The 18870-nt window shown below is 66.0% G+C and carries 10 protein-coding genes; 8 read left to right on the top strand and 2 right to left on the bottom strand.

Going from position 1 to position 18870, the window contains the following annotated elements; translation table 11 throughout:
• The first annotated feature begins 168 nt into the window (after positions 1-168).
• The 3 genes from C380_RS18780 (at position 169) to C380_RS18770 (ending at position 6283) form a co-directional block, all read left to right on the top strand.
• The gene (locus tag C380_RS18780; RefSeq protein ID WP_015015420.1) at positions 169-1869 is read left to right on the top strand and encodes a C13 family peptidase; all 1701 of its coding nucleotides are present in this window, start codon (positions 169-171) and stop codon (positions 1867-1869) included.
• A gap of 70 nt (positions 1870-1939) precedes the next feature.
• The gene (locus C380_RS18775; RefSeq protein WP_015015419.1) at positions 1940-4459 is read left to right on the top strand and encodes an ABC transporter permease; all 2520 of its coding nucleotides are present in this window, start codon (positions 1940-1942) and stop codon (positions 4457-4459) included.
• A 351-nt stretch (positions 4460-4810) separates the two neighbouring features.
• Entirely contained in the window at positions 4811-6283 is a 1473-nt protein-coding gene (locus C380_RS18770; protein ID WP_015015418.1) for a DEAD/DEAH box helicase, read from the top strand.
• A 91-nt stretch (positions 6284-6374) separates the two neighbouring features.
• Here the strand turns inward: C380_RS18770 and C380_RS18765 are convergent, their stop codons facing one another.
• Positions 6375-7217 carry a symmetrical bis(5'-nucleosyl)-tetraphosphatase gene (locus C380_RS18765; RefSeq protein ID WP_015015417.1) on the bottom strand — a complete coding sequence of 281 codons (843 nt, stop codon included), beginning with the start codon at positions 7215-7217 and terminating at the stop codon, positions 6375-6377.
• 521 nt (positions 7218-7738) lie between these two features.
• Here C380_RS18765 and C380_RS18760 point away from each other — a divergent pair.
• Positions 7739-8041, top strand: a complete 303-nt coding sequence (locus C380_RS18760) for an H-NS histone family protein (RefSeq protein ID WP_015015416.1) — start codon at positions 7739-7741, stop codon at positions 8039-8041.
• A gap of 253 nt (positions 8042-8294) precedes the next feature.
• On the opposite strand, the gene C380_RS18755 is transcribed toward C380_RS18760, so the two are convergent.
• On the bottom strand, positions 8295-9170 hold the full coding sequence (locus C380_RS18755) for a helix-turn-helix domain-containing protein (protein WP_015015415.1): 876 nt from the start codon (positions 9168-9170) through the stop codon (positions 8295-8297).
• Positions 9171-9281: 111 nt separating this feature from the next.
• Between C380_RS18755 and C380_RS18750 the strand changes: the two genes are divergently transcribed.
• The 4 genes from C380_RS18750 (at position 9282) to C380_RS18735 (ending at position 18837) form a co-directional block, all read left to right on the top strand.
• Positions 9282-9689, top strand: coding sequence for a hypothetical protein (locus C380_RS18750; protein WP_015015414.1), 408 nt, complete (start codon positions 9282-9284; stop codon positions 9687-9689).
• Between the two features lie 200 nt (positions 9690-9889).
• Positions 9890-12805, top strand: coding sequence for an aconitate hydratase (locus C380_RS18745; RefSeq protein WP_015015413.1), 2916 nt, complete (start codon positions 9890-9892; stop codon positions 12803-12805).
• Between the two features lie 189 nt (positions 12806-12994).
• Positions 12995-16327, top strand: a complete 3333-nt coding sequence (locus C380_RS18740; RefSeq protein ID WP_051022586.1) for an EAL domain-containing protein — start codon at positions 12995-12997, stop codon at positions 16325-16327.
• The gene (locus tag C380_RS18735; protein ID WP_015015411.1) at positions 16324-18837 is read left to right on the top strand and encodes a bifunctional diguanylate cyclase/phosphodiesterase; all 2514 of its coding nucleotides are present in this window, start codon (positions 16324-16326) and stop codon (positions 18835-18837) included. Before C380_RS18740 ends, C380_RS18735 begins: the two co-directional genes overlap by 4 nt.
• Positions 18838-18870 lie beyond the last annotated feature (33 nt).

Here is an 18870-nt window from a genome sequence, read left to right as displayed (position 1 = left end):
TTTGCCGCTGGGAAGGCCCTTGCCAGCGGTACGAGCGCCGGGGCAATGGCGCCATGGAGCAGGCTATGGATTGCTCAGCTCAGGGGCTCGCGGAGTGGCGCGCAGCCTCCGAGTTTCGGCTGCGATCATGCGCATCGAGACGTCAACCTGCGATGGCATGATGCGCGCATGAAAGACCTGAACGCCAGCAGCAGCACCTGGGCCGACACGTTACCCAGCCAATGGGGCCCCGAGTTGGCCCACACGGAAATTGAAGTTCCTTTGGGCCGATCGCCGCAAGACCCGCCGCCATCGCTGGTAGGCAGGGCGGCTCTTGCGCCGGAACGCCTTTCGCTGTGGGGCTGGATGCGCGAGGGATTGCGCGCGGCCTTGTTCCTTGCGCCGCGCACGGGGGCCGCAGCGCCTACGCCCTGGCAATTGCTGGTGCTGTCGCTGATCAGCGCGGCGCTGCTGGTGGGGGCCGCACGGTGGCAGGTGGTGGGCCCTGCGCAGTTCAGCCTGCGGGGTTGGCTTGCACCCATGTGGAGCGGCCTGGTGCTGCTGTGGCTGGCATGGTGGGCCATGGCGCCCGCACAGCGAGCGCCGGCCCTGGCGGGCGAGCCTGGATCCCTTGGCCTTTCCGGCGGATTGGCGGCCTGGTATGTGCTCTCGGCATGGGCCCCTCTGGGCCCCTTGCTGGTGCTGTATGTGTTGATGGGGATGGCGGTTCACCAGCCGGAGTGGTGGAGCGGCGCGGTGGCCAGCATCGTTTTCTGGGTCGCCTATGGTGTGCTCACTGTGTGGGTGCTGGCCGCCCTGGTGGTTGTGAGCGCACGCTTCATCCGCTCCCGTGTGCGAACCGCGGTGTTTGGGCTGGCGATGGCCGCAGTGGTGGGCGTGGGCATGTGGCAGTTTCAGGACCAGCCCTGGGAGGAGGACGCCCAGGCGCTGGCGGATGCCTCTGCGCAGTCTGCCGACGGTGCTCCGCCTCCGGAACCTGCACACCTGACGCTGTCACAGGGCCTGTTTGAAGACCAGCAGCTGCTGTGGCAACAGCAGGTGGAGGCCTTGGCGCCAGAGCGCCCTGGGGTGACGGATGTGTACGGGCTGCTGTTTGCCCCCTATGCAGATGAAAACGTGTTCCGCCGCGAAAGCAGCATGGTCAGCGCGCTGCTGCAGGAGCGGTTTGACGCCCAGGGGCGGGTGCTGCACCTGCTCAACCATGCGGACACTGCGCAGACCCACCCGTGGGCAACGCCCGAGAACCTGCAGCGCGCCATTGCGGCCCTGGCCGCACGCATGGACCGTGAGCACGATGTGCTGGTGATCTACATGACCTCGCACGGCGCGCGCAACCATGAGCTGGCGGCGTCGCATTGGCCGCTGGAGGTGCCGCCGGTGACACCCGAGATGCTGCGTGCAGCGCTCGATGAGGCGGGCATCCGCAACCGGGTGATCGCGGTGTCCGCATGCTTCTCCGGAGGCTGGATCGAACCGCTGGCCACGGACAGCACCCTGATCATGACGGCGGCCGATGCCACCCACACCTCGTATGGCTGCGGCAGGTTGTCGGAGCTTACCTTTTTTGGCCGCGCGGTGTTCCATGAGCAACTGCGCCAGACCCATTCCTTTACCGAGGCATTTGCCAAAGCGGTCCCGCTGATCCAGCAGCGCGAGGTCGAGGCCGGAAAGGCCGATGGCTTCTCGAACCCGCAGATCCGCGTGGGCCCCCAGATCACCCCGGTGTTGCAGGCCCTGGAGCAACGGCTGCAGGCGCTGGCGACCAACGCCACCAACGAAATCCCCGCCGTGGCAGCGGACACGGCAGAACCGGCGCTGGCCACGGCTGCGGCGACCCCGTCCGCTGCCGGCCCCACCGCGCGGCCCTGACGGTTGGCCTTGAGCCGGTGCTAACACCCCACAGACCGCCAGCCCGTTGGCTTTGCGCTAAGGTCCGCCCATGAACCTGTCTTTTTTGCGCCTTGGCTGGCGCACCCTGGCCCGGGACCTGCGTGCGGGCGAGTTGCGCCTGCTGATCGTGGCCGTCACCCTGGCCGTAGCCGCGCTCACCTCGGTGGGGTTTTTTGCGGATCGCCTTCAAGGGGGTCTGCAGCGCGATGCCCTGCAGCTACTGGGGGGCGACGCGGTGGTGGCCAGCGACAACCCGACGCCAGCGGCTTTTGTGGAGCGCGCCAAGGCGCTCGGGCTTCAGTCGGTGACCACGCTGGGCTTTCCGACCATGGGTCGTGCCAGCGATGCGCAGGGTGGTGCCAGCAAGCTGGTGGCTCTCAAGAGTGTGCAGCCGGGCTACCCGCTGCGCGGCAGCCTCACGGTGGCCGATGCTCCTGGCGCGCTGGAGCAGCCGACGCGCGACATCCCGGCGCCTGGCGAAGTGTGGGTGGATGCGCCGCTGCTGGAATCGCTCAACCTTGCCATGGGCGACAGGCTGTTGCTGGGCGATGCGCAATTGCGCATTGCGCGCATCATCGTCATCGAGCCGGACCGGGGTGCGGGCTTCATGAGCTTTGCGCCGCGGGTGATGGTCAACGAACGTGACCTGCCCGCCACGGGCCTGGTGCAGCCCGCCAGCCGCCTGACGTATCGCTTTGCCGTCATCGGCCCGGCACCTGCCATCCAGGCGTTCAATGAGTGGGCAGTGGCCGAGGCCAAGAAGCCCGAAGTGCACGGCGTGCGCGTGGAGTCGCTGGAAAGCGGCCGGCCCGAGATGCGCCAGACGCTGGACCGTGCCCAGAAATTCCTGAGTCTGGTGGCGCTGCTGGCAGCATTGCTGTCTGCGGTTGCCGTGGCGCTGGCCGCGCGCGGGTTTGCGGCGGAGCACCTTGATGCCTCGGCCATGTTGCGCGTGCTGGGGCAGAGCCAGCGCACCATTGCGGGCGCCTACACCACCGAATTTGCGCTGATCGGATTGTTTGCCAGCTCGTTGGGTGTGGCGCTGGGCTACGTGGTGCACTACGCCTTTGTGCTGCTGCTGGCGGGCCTGGTGGAGTCGGCCCTGCCGCCGCCCAGCCTGTGGCCGGTGGTGTTTGGCCTGGGCATGGGGCTCACGCTGTTGTTGGCGTTTGGCTTGCCTCCGGTACTGCAACTGGCTCAGGTGCCGCCGCTGAGGGTGATCCGGCGCGATGTGGGCGGGCTCAAACCCGCCTCGCTGGCCGTGCTGGGTGTCGGCATTGCAGGCTTTGCGGCGCTGTTGCTCGCAGTCAGCAGCGACATCAAGCTGGGGCTGATTGCCGTGGGGGGCTTCGCGGGCGCGGTGGCGCTGTTTGCGGGGTTGTCGTGGGTGGCAGTCAAGCTGCTGCGCAAGAGTGTGAATGAGGCCACGGCCCCGCGCTGGCTGGTGCTGGCCACGCGGCAGATCTCTGCACGCCCGGCCTATGCCGTGGTGCAGGTCAGCAGCCTGGCGGTGGGCTTGCTGGCCCTGGTGCTGCTGGTGCTGCTGCGCACCGACCTCATCAGCAGCTGGCGCAAGGCGACGCCGCCCGACGCGCCCAACCGTTTTGTCATCAACGTGATGCCAGACCAGTCCGATGCGTTTCAGCAGACGCTCAAGGACAGCGGCGTGGCGCGCTATGACTGGTACCCCATGATCCGGGGCCGCCTGGTGGCCGTGAACGGCAAGCCGGTCGGCCCCGACAACTACACCGACGACCGCGCAAAGCGCCTGGTGGACCGCGAATTCAATCTCTCCAACGCCGTGGAGGCGCCCCCCCACAACCAGGTGGTGGCCGGGCGCTGGACGCCCGGCGAGGAGGGCGCCATCAGCGTGGAAGAAGGTATCGCCCAGACGCTGGGCCTGCAGCTGGGCGATCGTTTGCAGTTCGATATGGGCGGCGTACAGGACGAGGCCCGCATCACCAGCCTGCGCAAGGTGGACTGGGGCTCCATGCGCGCCAATTTCTTTGTGATGTACCCGGTGGCAGAGGTCAAGAACGTTCCGGTCACCTACCTGGCCGCCTACCGCGCCCCCGAAACCCACGGTTTTGACAATGCGCTGGTGCGCCAGTTTCCCAACATCACCAATGTGGACATGGGCGCCACCATTGCCCAGGTACAGCGGGTGCTGGAGCAGGTGATCCGGGCGGTGGAGTTTCTGTTTGCCTTCACGCTCGCGGCCGGGCTGGTGGTGCTGTTTGCTGCCGTCACCGCCACCCGCGAGGAGCGCGCACGGGAGTACGCCATCATGCGGGCCGTGGGTGCCCGGGCCAGCCTGCTGCGCCAGGTGCAGCGGGCCGAACTGGTGGGCGTGGGTCTGCTGGCGGGCTTTCTGGCCAGTGCTGTGGCCGTGGGCGTGGGCTGGGCACTGGCCCGCTACGTTTTTGACTTCACCTGGACGGCTGCTCCCTGGGTGCCGCTGGCGGGGGCACTGGCAGGCGCAGTGCTGGCGCTGGCTGCGGGCTGGTGGGGCCTGCGTGAGGTGCTGCTGCGCCCCGTGGTGGATACGCTGAGGCGCGCCGCTGAATAACGCGCTGGCACACAGGTCCAGTGCACTACCTGGACAGGCGGTGGGTCTCATGGGGCGGCTTTTGCCGCCCTCGGTGGCAGAGCACGTTCTTTGGATGTTTAGCCGGCCCGCCGTCCAGACAATGCCTGGCCGACCACACAACGCCCGCACGCGAAGCAAGGGGTTGCGGAACGTTGCCCCCTAGGGCTGATATTTGCGCAAAACGGGCAATAGCGCCGGTTGAATATACGCTGTTAGCTATCAAATAAATAGCGAACGCGTGCCAATGCGCTGACTGCGTTTACCGCATTTTTGCCGCTCCGGGCCTAAAAAATCGCTTTTTGGGCCACCGGTGCGACAATAGAGGGCTAAATGACAAGTTCCTTTTCCAATCTATCGCTGGCTGAGCCGCTGGCGCGCGCCGTAGCCGAAATGGGCTACGAGTCCATGACGCCCATCCAGGCGCAGGCCATCCCGGTGGTGCTCACCGGCCAAGACGTGATGGGCGCCGCCCAGACCGGCACCGGCAAAACGGCTGCCTTCTCGCTGCCCCTGCTGCAGCGTCTGCTCAAGCACGAGAACAGCTCTACATCCCCTGCGCGCCATCCCGTGCGCGCCCTGGTGCTGCTGCCCACCCGCGAGCTGGCGGACCAGGTGGCCCAGCAGATCGCCCTGTACGCCAAGCACACCAAGCTGCGCAGCACCGTGGTGTTTGGCGGCATGGACATGAAGCCCCAGACCATCGAACTGAAAAAGGGCGTCGAAGTGCTGGTGGCCACCCCCGGCCGCCTGCTGGACCATATTGAAGCCAAGAACGCGGTGCTCAACCAGGTCGAGTACGTGGTGCTCGACGAGGCCGACCGCATGCTGGACATCGGCTTCCTGCCCGATCTGCAGCGTATCCTGAGCTACCTGCCCAAGCAGCGCACCACGCTGCTGTTCAGCGCCACCTTCTCACCCGAGATCAAGCGTCTGGCCGGCAGCTACCTGCAAAACCCCATCACCATCGAGGTGGCCCGGCCGAACGAAACGGCCTCTACCGTGGAACAGCGCTTCTACAGCGCTAACGACGATGACAAGCGCCGCGCCATCCACCATGTGCTCAAGACCCGTGGCATCAAGCAGGCGTTCATCTTCGTGAACAGCAAGCTCGGCTGCGCCCGTTTGGCGCGCAGTCTGGAGCGCGAGGGCCTCAAGACCGCCGCGCTGCACGGTGACAAGAGCCAGGACGAGCGTCTGAAGGCGCTGGAAGCCTTCAAGAAGGGCGAAGTCGATCTGCTGGTGTGTACCGATGTGGCCGCGCGCGGCCTCGACATCAAGGACGTGCCTGCGGTGTTCAACTTCGACGTGCCGTTCAACGCCGAAGACTATGTGCACCGCATCGGCCGCACGGGCCGTGCGGGCGCGTCGGGTTTGGCCGTCACGCTGGTGTCGGGCAGCGATGCCCGCCTGGTGGCCGACATCGAGAAGCTGATCAAGAAAAAGATCGATCTCGAAGCCATCGAGTACGAAGAAGACCGCCCCCGCGGCCGCATCAATGACGGCCGCCGCGCATGGCGCGAATCTGGCGAGGCCGGAGACCCGCGCGACGTGATTCCCGCCGCCGTGCGCGAACGCAACGAGCGCCGCGAGCCGCGTGAACACCACCGAGGCTTCCGCCCAGCGGTGGCATCGCGTGACCCCTTCTTTGAAAAGCCTTACGAACCCAGCAATGAGGATACCGCCCCCGCCTGGGAGGCCGCAGCCAAGTCGCCCGCGCGCAGCAGCATTTCGGCCAACATCAAACCCAAGCGCAAAGTGGCCGCCTTGTTCAAGGCTGTGCAGCCGGAAACCTCCACGCAATAAGCGCAAGCGCTCTCTTTGCGCTGACTGCCGTGTTGACTGTCCCGGGTTTGTTTTCCGCCCGGGCCTCTCATCTCCCTAGCGCCTGCTCTCTCTAGTCCGGCTGCTGCGCCTGTTCGCAGTGCACCTGCAGCAGCTCGCGGTCAGCCAGCGTCTTGCCAAAACGCACGGCGCTCAGGCAGCCTCCCCACACACAGCCGGTGTCCAGGCCCAGCAGGTCGCTGCGGTTGAGCCACCCCAGCGTGGACCAGTGGCCAAAGGCCATCAAGGTGCCAGCGGTGCGCCGACCCGGCACGTCAAACCAGGGCATCAGGCCCTCCGGGGCGGCGCTGGCGCTCTCGGTGCTCTCAAAATCCATCACACCGTCCGATGAGCAAAAGCGCATGCGCGTCAATGCGTTGACGATCACGCGCAGCCGGTCCGTGCCGGTGAGTGCGTCATCCCAGTGATCGGGCGTGTTGCCGTACATGGCGTGCAGAAAGGCGGGCAAATCTGGGCTGCGCAGCACATCCTGCACCTCCTGCGCGCGTGCCAGCGTGTCTGCGGTGCTCCAGGCAGGGAGCACGCCTGCATGCACCATCAGCAGGGTCTGACCGGAATGCTCGTGGGCCCGCGCCAAGGGTTGATGACGCAGCCATTCGAGCAAAGCGCTGCGGTCCGGGGCGTCGAACACCGAGGCCAAGGTATCGCGGCGCGACGGCTTGCGTGCGCCATGTGCGGCAGCGAGCAAGTGCAGGTCGTGGTTGCCCAGCAGGCAGCGGATGGCATCCCCCTGCTGCATGCAGCGGCGCAACACTGCGGCGGAGTCGGGGCCGCGGTTGACGAGGTCCCCGAGCAGGTACACCGTGTCCCGGCTGGCAGAAAAGCCGATGGTGTCCAGCAGGCGCCCCAGAGCGCCGTCGCAGCCCTGGATGTCGCCGATACAGTAAATAGCCATGATGGTCTGGGGTCGTAAAAGGTGTGGAGTGAAGCCTTGATTTTCTGCTGAGGCGCAACGGGCTTCGCGCGAGGCTTTTCACGTGGAGCACCGTCCCTCACTGCGCAGAGGGTGTCGGGGAGCGTGGGTTGCCTGGATGGGCGCATGCGTGTCTGCTAACCCAGGGTGTGCCAGCATATTCAGACCCTTGCCCGAGGGAGATAGTGCACGCCATTACATCGCAGCCGCATTTTGATGGCGGAAGCTGTGCGTTTATCTGCCGTAGACGAAAAGAGGATGTGTATGGGCCGCATATTTCAAACCCTGGGAGGGCAGGCCAACGCATTGAGCTGTATTGCTGCACATCGGAAGTGCTTTTTGAAAGTTTTATGGGGCTTTGCGCCAGGAGATAGCCTGCTGACGAATATGCAAGGCCCATTTCTGTGGTTTCTTAATGCAAAATTTTTACCTCGGCATCTGGCATGCCTTCTGTTATTCATATAATCGTCAAGTCTCCAACCCTAATTCCTTATTCAGACACCATGACCAGCTACAAAGAACTTTTGAAGCAGCGTGAAGCCCTTGAGCAGCAAATCAGCGAAGCCCGTCGCCGGGAATTGGCGGATGCTGTGTCCCAAGTTCGCTCTCTGGTGGCCGAATATGGTTTGACCGCCCAGGACGTGTTTCCAGCCGGCAAGGCCGCTGGCAAGACCGGCCGCAGCTCCACGGCGGGCACCAAGGTGGCTCCCAAGTACCGCGACCCAGCCACCGGCCAGACATGGACGGGCCGTGGTAAAGCGCCCAAGTGGATTCAGAACGAAAACCGCGAAAAGTTCGCCATCTGAGAATCTGCACCCCCTGTGCCCAAAAATAGCCCGCTACTGCGGGCTATTTTTTTGGGCGTGGCATGGTTGGAGGTTTTGGGGCATGGCTATCGCGTCCCTTCCGGCATCTGGAGTACCGGTACATCCCATAGCCGCTAAAAATCCGCATGCTGCTCCTATTGGGGGGTTATCGCGATGCAGACCGCGCAGGCCTCAAGCCGACCATCGCGCCAAACAAGTGTCGGCGTGTTGTCGGCACTCGGGCGCTCGGTGGTCAATCCGCAGCATATTGCTGCGCCATCTCCCGCAGTACCTGCGCGGTAAATGCATCGGCCGGGAAAAACGATTCCACGGCCAGTTCCTGCAGGGTCACATCCACCGGGGTGCCGAATATGGTCGTGGTGCTGATGAGGGACAACATGCCCTGCACGCTTTCAAAACAAAACGGCATCACGACTCCCAACATTTCTCCGGCCATGACGAGCGGGGGCGATTCCTCGGGTGCGGGATATTCGAGCAGCTCTGCCTGCAGGGCCAACAAGGCGGGGTCGGCCGTGGCATAAATCTGCTGGCGCAGGCGCTCGAAGAGGTGGTGGCGCCATTGGGCCAGATTGGCGATGCGTGAGGCCAGTCCGTCCGGGTGCAGGCTCAGGCGAAATACGTTGACTGGGGGCGCGAGCAGTTCGGGGCTGACATGTGCAGCCAGCAGGGCTTGTGCAGCGCGGTTGGCGGCCACCACGTTCCAGCAGCGGTCCAGTGCGATGGCGGGGCAGGGTTCGTGGCCCTTGAGGACCAATTCCACCGCCTGGCGCGCGGCGGCCAGTGCCGGGTCGTCCAGCGCGCGCTCGCGGTACATGGGCGCGTAGCCAGCTGCCACCAGCAGTGTGTTGCGCTCTCGCAGCGGGATGGCCAGGCGCTCGCACAGGCGCAGCACCATGTCGCGACTGGGGTTGGTGCGGCCGGTCTCCATGAAGCTCACGTGCCGCGTGGAGATGTCCGCCTCGTCGGCCAGCTCCAGCTGGCTCAGGTGCCGCTGCTGGCGCCAGGTGCGCAGGTGGTCCCCAAAACTGGCGGGCCCAGGTGTTGCCGCGCGGTGCGGCAGCGGGTGGCGCGGAGTGCGACGGGAGGGCGGGGAAGGTGTGGACGTCATGCCCAGCATCCTAGGCCCAAGCTGCGCAGCGGCCATTACCTGGCACGTTATCGACGCCATGCGCCTCGGCGGCAACCATGCAGGCTTCTTCAACCCTCCAAGGAGCTTGTCATGTTCAACCTGCTGTCTTCCCCCGCCTTCTTGCGTGCCCTGGTCTGGTTCGATGCGTCCACCGGGCTGCTGCTGGGCGCTTTGCATCTGCTGCTGACGGCGTCATTGGCCGAATGGCTGGGGCTGCCGTCCGGCCTGCTGGTGGTGTCGGGCGTCTTGCTGCTGGGCTACGCCGCGCTGGCCACCCGCATTGCCCGTGCGCAAACCATGCCGCGTGGCAGCCTGTGGGTGCTGATCGTTGCCAATTTCGGGTGGGCGCTGGCCAGCCTGGCGCTGCTGCTGGACAATGCCGTCGCACCCACATTCTTGGGCCAGGCCTATCTGGTGGTGCATGTGGTTTCGGTGGCAGTCATTGCCGAGCTGCAGTGGATGGGGGTGCGCCGCCTGCCTGCATGGGCGGTAGCCTAGTGGGCAATTGCTATGAATTTAATAGCTATCAGGGCATGTTCATGTAGCATTGGGCGACTTTTTCCTTGAAAAGGTGGGTAACGCGTCGCCTGAGCCCTTACGATGGGTCTGTGGGCACGGGGGCACATACCCCCAGCGATTGCACCGTCATGGGGGACTGCCAGAATAGGCGCTGTCGCCTTTTCATCAAGGAGTTCGCCATGGCCTCATCGCCCAAGCCGCCAGCCACCCCATCGTCCCGGCCCGCCCGCCACGCCTTTGCCAACACGCTCAAGGGCTTCAAGACCGCATCGGGCAAGGAGGGCAAGTTCTACTCCCTGCCCGCGCTGGCCAAGCAGTTCCCGCAGATCCAGCGCTTGCCGGTGTCCATCCGCATCGTGCTCGAATCGGTGCTGCGCAATTGCGATGGCCGCAAGGTGACGCCGGAGCATGTGGAGCAACTGGCCCGCTGGGCGCCCAATGCCGAGCGCAAGGACGAGATCCCCTTCGTCGTCTCGCGCGTCGTACTGCAGGACTTCACCGGCGTGCCGCTGCTGGCCGACCTGGCCGCCATGCGCAGCGTGGCCGCCAAGCTGGGCAAGAACCCCAAGAAGATCGAACCCCTGGTGCCCGTGGACCTGGTGGTGGACCACTCCATCATGGTGGACCACTACGGCAAGAAGAATTCGCTCGACCTGAACATGAAGCTCGAATTCCAGCGCAACCGCGAGCGCTACGAGTTCATGAAATGGGGCATGCAGGCCTTTGACACCTTTGGTGTGGTGCCTCCGGGCTTCGGTATCGTGCACCAAGTCAACCTCGAATACCTGGCGCGTGGCGTGCACAAGCGCAAGGACCATGTTTACTACCCCGACACCCTGGTGGGCACCGACAGCCACACCACCATGATCAACGGCATTGGCGTGGTGGGCTGGGGCGTGGGCGGTATCGAGGCCGAGGCCGCCATGCTGGGCCAGCCCGTGTACTTCCTCACCCCCGATGTGGTGGGCTTTGAGATGACGGGCCAGCTGCGCGAGGGCGTGACCGCCACCGACCTGGTGCTCACGGTGACCGAGCTGCTGCGCCAGCACAAGGTGGTGGGCAAGTTCGTCGAATTTTTCGGTGAAGGCACGCGCACCCTGGCGTTGCCCGACCGCGCCACCATCGGCAACATGGCGCCCGAATACGGCGCCACCATGGGCTTCTTCCCGGTCGATGAAAAGACCATCGACTACTTCAAGGGCACGGGCCGCACCAAGGGCGAGATCGAGGCTTTCGAGGCCTACTTCAAGGCCCAGGGCCTGTTTGGCGTGCCCCTGGCCGGCGAGGTGGACTACTCGCAGGTCGTGACGCTGGACCTGGGCAGCGTGACGCCCAGTTTGGCGGGCCCCAAGCGCCCCCAGGACCGTATCGAACTCGGCAAGGTCAGCAGCCAGTTTGCCGACCTGTTCAGCAAGCCCAATGCACAAAACGGCTTCAACCGCCCGGCGGAGCTGTTGCACACGCGGTTCCACATCCACCGCGCTGCAGAGGTGGTGACTGATGTGACCCCCGACGGCAAGCCCACACCCGCCGGGGCGCCGCGTTCGGTGGTGGAGATGGAGGCCAACAAACCCGCGCTGGCCACGGCCCGCGACCACGCCCAAGCCACCACGCTGCCCAGCAAGGGGGCCGACCCCACGGTGGGCAACGGCGATGTGCTGATTGCCGCTATCACCAGCTGCACCAACACCAGCAACCCCAGCGTGCTGCTGGCCGCAGGCCTGCTGGCCAAGAAGGCGGTGGAGGCGGGGCTCAAGGTACAGCCGCACATCAAGACCTCGCTGGCCCCCGGCTCGCGCATCGTCACCGAATACCTCACGCAGACCGGCTTGCTGCCCTACCTGGAAAAGCTGGGCTTTGCGCTGGCGGGCTATGGCTGCACCACCTGCATCGGCAACGCGGGCGACCTCACGCCCGAGCTGAACGAGGTCATCACCAGCAACGACCTGGTGTGCGCGGCCGTGCTGTCGGGCAACCGCAACTTCGAGGCGCGCATCCACCCCAACCTCAAGGCCAACTTCCTGGCCAGCCCGCCGCTGGTGGTGGCCTACGCCATTGCCGGGACCGTGCTCAAGGACCTGATGACCGAGCCGGTGGGCCAAGGCAAAGGGGGCAAGGACATCTACCTGGGCGATATCTGGCCCAGCAGCGACGAGGTCCATGCACTGCTCAAGTACGCCATGAACGGCAAGGCCTTCCGCGAGAACTATTCCAAGGTGGCCTCCGACCCCGGCAAGCTGTGGGAGAAGATCAAGGGCGTGAGCGGCACGGCCTACACCTGGCCCGCCAGCACCTACATTGCCGAGCCGCCGTTTTTTGCCCAGTTTGCGCTCGACCAGGGCGCGGCGGCCGCGTCGGCGGTGCACGGAGCGCGCATCATGGCGCTGTTTGGCGACTCCATCACCACCGACCACATCTCGCCCGCTGGTTCCATCAAGGAGAGTTCGCCCGCCGGCCAATGGCTGCTGCAGCACGGTGTGCAAAAGGCAGACTTCAACAGCTACGGCGCCCGCCGTGGTAACCATGACGTGATGGTGCGCGGCACCTTCGCCAATGTGCGCATCAAGAACCTGATGATCCCGCCCACCGCTGATGGCTCGCGCGAGGAGGGTGGCGTCACGGTGTTCCAAAACGAGGGCGCGCTGCAGGGCGAGAAGATGTTCATCTTCGACGCTGCCATGCAGTACATGGCGCAGGGCACGCCCACCGTGATTTTTGCGGGGGAAGAGTACGGCACTGGCTCCAGCCGCGACTGGGCTGCCAAGGGCACCCAGCTGCTCGGCATCAAGGCCGTGGTGGCGCGCAGCTTCGAGCGCATCCACCGCTCCAATCTGGTGGGCATGGGGGTGCTGCCGCTGCAATTCAAGGCGGGCGATTCGTGGGAAACGCTGGGCCTGACGGGCAACGAGGTGATCGACGTGGTGCCCGACGCTGCACTCACGCCGCAAAGCGATGCGCGCCTGGTCATCCACCGGGCCGATGGCACGCGGCAGGAGGTGACGGTGACCCTGCGCATCGACACCCCCATCGAGGTGGACTACTACCAGGCCGGGGGCATCCTGCCCTTTGTGCTGCGCCAGCTGCTGGAGGGGTGAAAGGGGGCCGCCGCGCCCCGTACTGATGCGTGCGCGCAACGCCAGTGCGGGGTGCTGTCCTGCGCTGTCTGGAACGGGGCTTCGGCCCCGTTTTTCATGGGGCGAGCGCTCTGGTTATTTCCTTACGCGTAGATACACTTGTGACGTTGCGCGGCCATTTCGCCGGCACTGCCTTTCACCCCTTTGCCCATGCCCCCTCCCACCAGCTCTCCGACCGCGCGCATGCCCTGGTCGGATGCACCCGCCATCACTGTGGTGTTGGTGGTGGCATTGCTGGCGCTGGTCGTGGTGCCACTGGCGCAGATGCTGGGCGATGGGGCAGGCGCGCAGCACGGGCTGGAGCCGCTGCTGGAGTTGGTGGCGGTGCTGCTGGGGTTGCTGGTGGTGTCCGTGTCCCTGCATGCGCTGGAGGCGCAGGAGCAGGCGCGCGCCAATGTGCTGGTAGTGGGCTTTGGCGTGGCGGCGGCATGCAACTTTCTGCACGGCGTGCTGGTGCATTCCGGCCCCGTGCACATGCCCCCGGGCAGTGCCGACATGTCGCTGTGGCTGAGCAGTTGGGCGCGTGTGGCCGAGGCGCTGACCCTGGGGCTCACCGCCACGCGCCTGTCGGCCCCCGGCCCGGCCCGTGCGTGGCTGGCGGCAGCGGGGGGCGTCACGCTGGTACTTGCGGGGGCGGCGCTGGGACCGCTGCCCCACTGGTTTGCCCATGCTGCAGACGGGGCCTTGCGCCAGGTGGTGGCTGTGGGGCTGGCCCTGGCACTGGCCGCCAGTGCGGTGTTGCTGTACCGCCGCAGCCACAGCGAAGAGGCGCCGCGCGAGCGCCTGTTTGCCTGGGCGGCCGGAGCGTTCGTGTGTGGTGAGGTCACCGTGGGCTCGCTGGGCGGGCATTCGACGCTGGGTGGGGTCTTGTCCCATGGCTTTCGGGTGGTGGCGTATGCGCTGTTGTACCAGGCGGTGTTTGACGCAGGCATTCGTCGCCCGTTTGCACGCATCCAGGAGGCCGAAAGCCGTTTGCGCGAGAGCGAGGGGCGTCTGTCACTGCTCGGGCGCAACCTGCCGCACAGCGTGTTGTTCCAGATCGTGCGCGAGCTGGATGGCCGGGTGCATTTTGTGCACATGGGAGACGCCATCGAGCGGCTGAACGGTGTGCGGGTCGAAGACGTGCTGCAGGACCCGCGCGTGCTGTACCGGCAGATCCTTCCTGAAGACATCGACCGCCTGCGCCAGGCGGAGCGCCAGTCCTACCTGTCCATGACCAGCCTGGAGGCGGTGTTTCGGGTGCGCCGCACCGACGGCCAGGTGCGCTGGATGCACCTGAGTTCGTCGCCGCGCCGGTTGCAGGATGGCCGGGTGCTGTGGGATGGCGTGCAGACCGACATCACCGCCCACCATCAGGCTGAAGAGGCCGCGCACGCCCAGCAGGCGCTCATGGCCAACACGCTGCGCCATGTGCCGGGCGGTGTGTCTCGGATCGACCGGGACTTGCGCGTGCTGTACGTCAATGAGCAGCAGGCCCGCTGGCTCTACACCACGCCCCAGGCGCTGGAAGGACAGCTGCTGCGGGATGTGATCCCTCCCGAAGTGTTCGCGCGCATCCACCCGCACCTTGAAAAGGCCTTTGCGGGCGAGACGGCGGTGTTTGAGAACCGCATTGATGGCCCCGACGGCACCCAGTTCCGCCACACCACCATCGCCCCCGAGAGCGTGACGGCGCAAGGGGTGGCAGCCGTGGTGCTGTTTGCCTACGACTTGACGGCGCTCAAGCGCATCGAACAGGAACTGGCCCAGCAGAAGGCGCACCTGGCCAGCGTGGTCAACGCCATGCCGGACATGGTGTTCATGAAGGACACCAACGGGGTGTACCTGTCGGTCAACCCGGTGTTTGAGCGTTTTGCCGGCCGGCCGGAGAGCCAGGTCGTGGGCTGCAGCGACTTTGACCTGGTGGCGCCCGCCGACGCCGAGCGCTTTCGCAAGTACGACCAGCGCGCCATGCAGGCCTGGCAACCGTTGGTGTACGAGGAGACGCTCACCTTCGCGGAAGACGGCTACCAGGGCCAGTTCGAGACCATCAAGACACCCATCCGTGACTTGCACGGCCGCGTGACGGGCATCCTGGGCGTGTGCCGCGACATCACCGATCGCAAACGTGCCGAGCAAGAAATCGAACGCCTGGCCTTCTACGACGCCCTCACGGGCCTGCCCAACCGCCGCCTGCTCCTGGACCGCCTGCAACGCTCCATCGCTGCCTGCCAGCGCACCCGCAATCTCGGCGCCCTGCTGTTCATCGACCTCGACAACTTCAAGGACTTGAACGACACCCTGGGCCACGACATGGGCGACCAGCTCCTGGCCCAGGTCGCCGCCCGCCTGGTGGGCAGCGTGCGCGAAGCCGACACCGTCGCCCGCTTTGGCGGCGACGAATTCGTCGTCATGCTCGAAGCCCTGGCCCCCGACCTGCAAAACGCCGCCACCCAGGCAGAAACCGTCGCAGAAAAACTCCTGGCCAGCCTGAACCAGCCCTTCAACCTGGACGGCGCCCAGCACTACAGCACCCCCAGCATCGGCATCACCCTCTTTGGCGACGAACGCCTCACCGTGGACGAACTCTTGAAGCGCGCCGACCTGGCCATGTACCAGGCCAAAGCCGCAGGCCGCAACACCCAGAGATTCTTCGACCCCGACATGCAGGCAGCGGTGAACGCCCGCTCCAACCTCGAAGCCGACCTGCGCCAGGGCCTGGCCCGGGGCGAGCTGCTCGTGCACTACCAGCCTGTGGTCGACCACCACGCCCGCCTGCTGGGCGCAGAAGCCCTCGTGCGCTGGCGCCACCCCCAGCGCGGCATGATCAGCCCGGCCGACTTCATCCCCCTGGCAGAACAGACCGGCCTCATCCTCCCCCTGGGCCAATACGTGCTCCAGACCGCCTGCGAACAACTGCAGCGCTGGAGCCAACACCCGGACACCGCCCACCTGTCCATCTCCGTGAACGTCAGCGCCCGCCAATTTCGGCAACCGGGCTTCGTGGCCGAAGTGCTGCAAACCTTGAAGAACCACAACGCCGACCCCCGGCAGCTCAAACTCGAACTCACCGAAAGCCTGCTGCTGGGAGACATCGAAGACACCATCGCACGCATGGTGCAACTCAAAAGCGAAGGCGTGGGCTTTGCGCTGGACGACTTCGGCACCGGCTACTCTAGCCTGAGCTACCTCAAGCGCCTGCCGCTGGACCAGGTGAAGATCGACCAGAGCTTCGTGCGGGACGTGCTGACGGACCCGAACGACGCGGCGATAGTTCGGACCATCCTGGCGCTGGCCAAGAGCCTGGACCTGGAGGTGGTGGCCGAGGGGGTGGAGACGACGGGGCAGTTGTCGTTCCTGAGGCTGCATGGGTGCGAGGGGTTCCAGGGGTATCTGTTTGGAAGGCCCGGGCCGGTCGAGCTGTTTGAGCGTGAGTATTTACCAGGCCACTCGGCACCCTCGCTGGCCACCACGCTGCCCGCACGGCAGGAGCAACGGCCATGAACGGCGTGGGCATCCTGTGGGTGGACATCGATACCCAGCACGCAGCGGCTGCGCGGCGACTGATCGCGGCGCGCTACCCGGACTGGCGAGTGGTCAACAGCCCTACGCCCGAAACCGCCAAGGCCCCCCTCGCCAGCCAGGCCTGGGACGCCGTGGTGTTGTGCCTCAAACCCAGCGACCAGGAACTGCCCGGCCTGCTGGAGCTGTGCGCGGGCCGCCCGGTGCTGATGTGCATCGATGCAGCGCAAGAGGCCCTGGCCGCGCGCGCGTTCCGCTGCGGGCTGGGCGACTATGTGCTGCGCGAGGCCGACGGCGCTGCACACCTGAGCGAGCTGCTCAACCGCCTGGTGGCGCTGGTGCAGGGCGCGCAGGGGCAGGGCCAGCCCGTGCGCATGGTGGACGCCCGCATCTGGCAAGAGGCGTTGACCATGCTGCAGGAACAGCGCTCGGCCCTGCAGGCCACGCTGGCCAGCATGAGCCAGGGCATCTTCAAGACCGGGCCCGATGGCCGCATCACCGTCTACAACGAGCGCGTGCTGGAGCTGCTGAATTTGCCCGAATCACTGATGGCCACCCGCCCCACGCTGGCCGACCTGACGCGTGTGCAGGCCGAGCGCGGCGACTTTGGCGAGGGCTACAGCCTGGTGGACCGGCGAGGGCACGACTACGTGGCCCAGGGCGCAGTGGCTCCGGCCCCGGCCTTGTACTGGCGCACCACGCGCGATGGCCGCACGTTCGAGGTGCGCACCACCTCGCTGGCCGATGGCAGCCTGGTGCGCACCTTTGCCGACGTGAGCGACTACGTGCGTGTGGAGAACGAGCTGCGCGAGAGCGAGGCGCGCTTCCGGTCCCTGAGCGATCTGTCGTCCGACTGGTATTGGGAGCACGACGCCGAGGGGCGCTTTGTGCAGCTGGCCGGGGACCTGAGCGTGAACGGCATCCCGCTGTCGGACGTGATGGGGCGCACACGCTGGGAGATCGGCGCCCTGAACATGACCGATGCCGACTGGGCTGCGCACCGCGCCGTGCTGGCAGCACACCAGCCGTTCCGCGACCTGGAGCTGCAACGCCGGCGCGCGGATGGCAGCATGCACTGGATCTCGGTCAGCGGGGTCCCCGTGTTCGATGCCAATGGCGCCCTGCGTGGCTACCGGGGGGTGGGCCGCGACATCACGGAGCGCAAGCAGGTCGAAAGCCAGATCGAACGTCTGGCGTTCTATGACTCGCTGACGGGCCTGCCCAACCGCCGCCTGCTGGTGGACCGGCTGCAACATGCCACGGCGGCGGTGGCACGCTCTGGCACCCAGGGTGCCCTGCTGTTCATCGACCTCGACAATTTCAAGGACCTCAACGACACCCTGGGCCACGACACTGGCGACCAGCTGCTGCTGCAGGTGGCGCAGCGGCTCAAGGGTTGCGTGCGGGAGTCCGACACCGTGGCCCGCTTTGGGGGTGACGAGTTCGTGGTGCTGGTGGAGGGCCTCAGCGCCGACCCCGCCCATGCCAGCGCCGAGGCCGCGCTGGTGGCCAGCCACATCACCACCACGCTGGGCAAACCTTACGCGCTGGGCGATGCCAGTCACCACAGCACACCCAGCATCGGCATTGCGCTGTTCGGCCAGCAGACCGTGAGCGTGGACGAGTTGCTCAAACATGCGGATCTGGCCATGTACCAGGCCAAGGCGGCGGGACGCAACACCCAGCGCTTCTTCGACCCCGACATGCAAGCGGCCGTGAGCAACCGTTCGGCCCTGGAGGCCGACCTGCGCCGGGGCCTGCAAGAAAAGGAACTGGTGCTGTACTACCAGCCGGTGGTGGATGGCAAAGGCCGCTTGCAGGGTGCCGAGGCCCTGGTGCGCTGGCGTCACCCGCGCAGGGGCATGGTGTCCCCCGCCGAATTCATTCCGCTGGCCGAGCAGACTGGGCTCATCCTGCCTCTGGGCCAATGGGTGCTGGAAGCGGCGTGCGCACAGCTGGTGGCCTGGTCGCGCAGCTCACTCACCCGGCAGTTCTTCCTGTCGGTGAACGTGAGCGTGCGGCAGTTCCGCCAGCCGGACTTTGTGGAGCAGGTGCTGGGCGTGCTGGACGCCACGGGCGCCAACCCGGAGCGCCTGAAGCTCGAACTCACCGAGAGCCTTTTGATGGCCGATGTCGAGGACGTGATTGCGCGCATGGAGCACCTGCGCCGCTATGGCGTGGGCTTCTCGCTGGATGACTTTGGTACGGGCTATTCCAGCCTGAGTTACCTCAAGCGGCTGCCGCTTGACCAGCTCAAGATCGACCAGGGTTTTGTGCGCGACCTGCAGACCGACCCCAACGACGCCGCCATCGTGCGCACCATCCTGGCCTTGGCCGACAGCCTGGACCTGGCGGTTGTGGCCGAGGGCGTAGAGACCACAGGCCAGCTCGAATTTTTGCAGCGCTACGGCTGCAAGGCTTTTCAGGGCTATCTGTTTGGTCGGCCCATGCCCGCCGAGGTGCTGGAGCGTGCGCTGCGGCCTGCGCTATGACCTGCGTTAAGACAAAGGCCCGCCAGCGCGCGC

The sequence above is a fragment of the Acidovorax sp. KKS102 genome (assembly GCF_000302535.1).
In the GTDB taxonomy this organism is placed as follows: domain Bacteria; phylum Pseudomonadota; class Gammaproteobacteria; order Burkholderiales; family Burkholderiaceae_C; genus Acidovorax.
The sequence above is the reverse complement of the archived record's forward strand: the minus strand, read 5'-3'. Positions and strand labels throughout refer to the sequence as shown.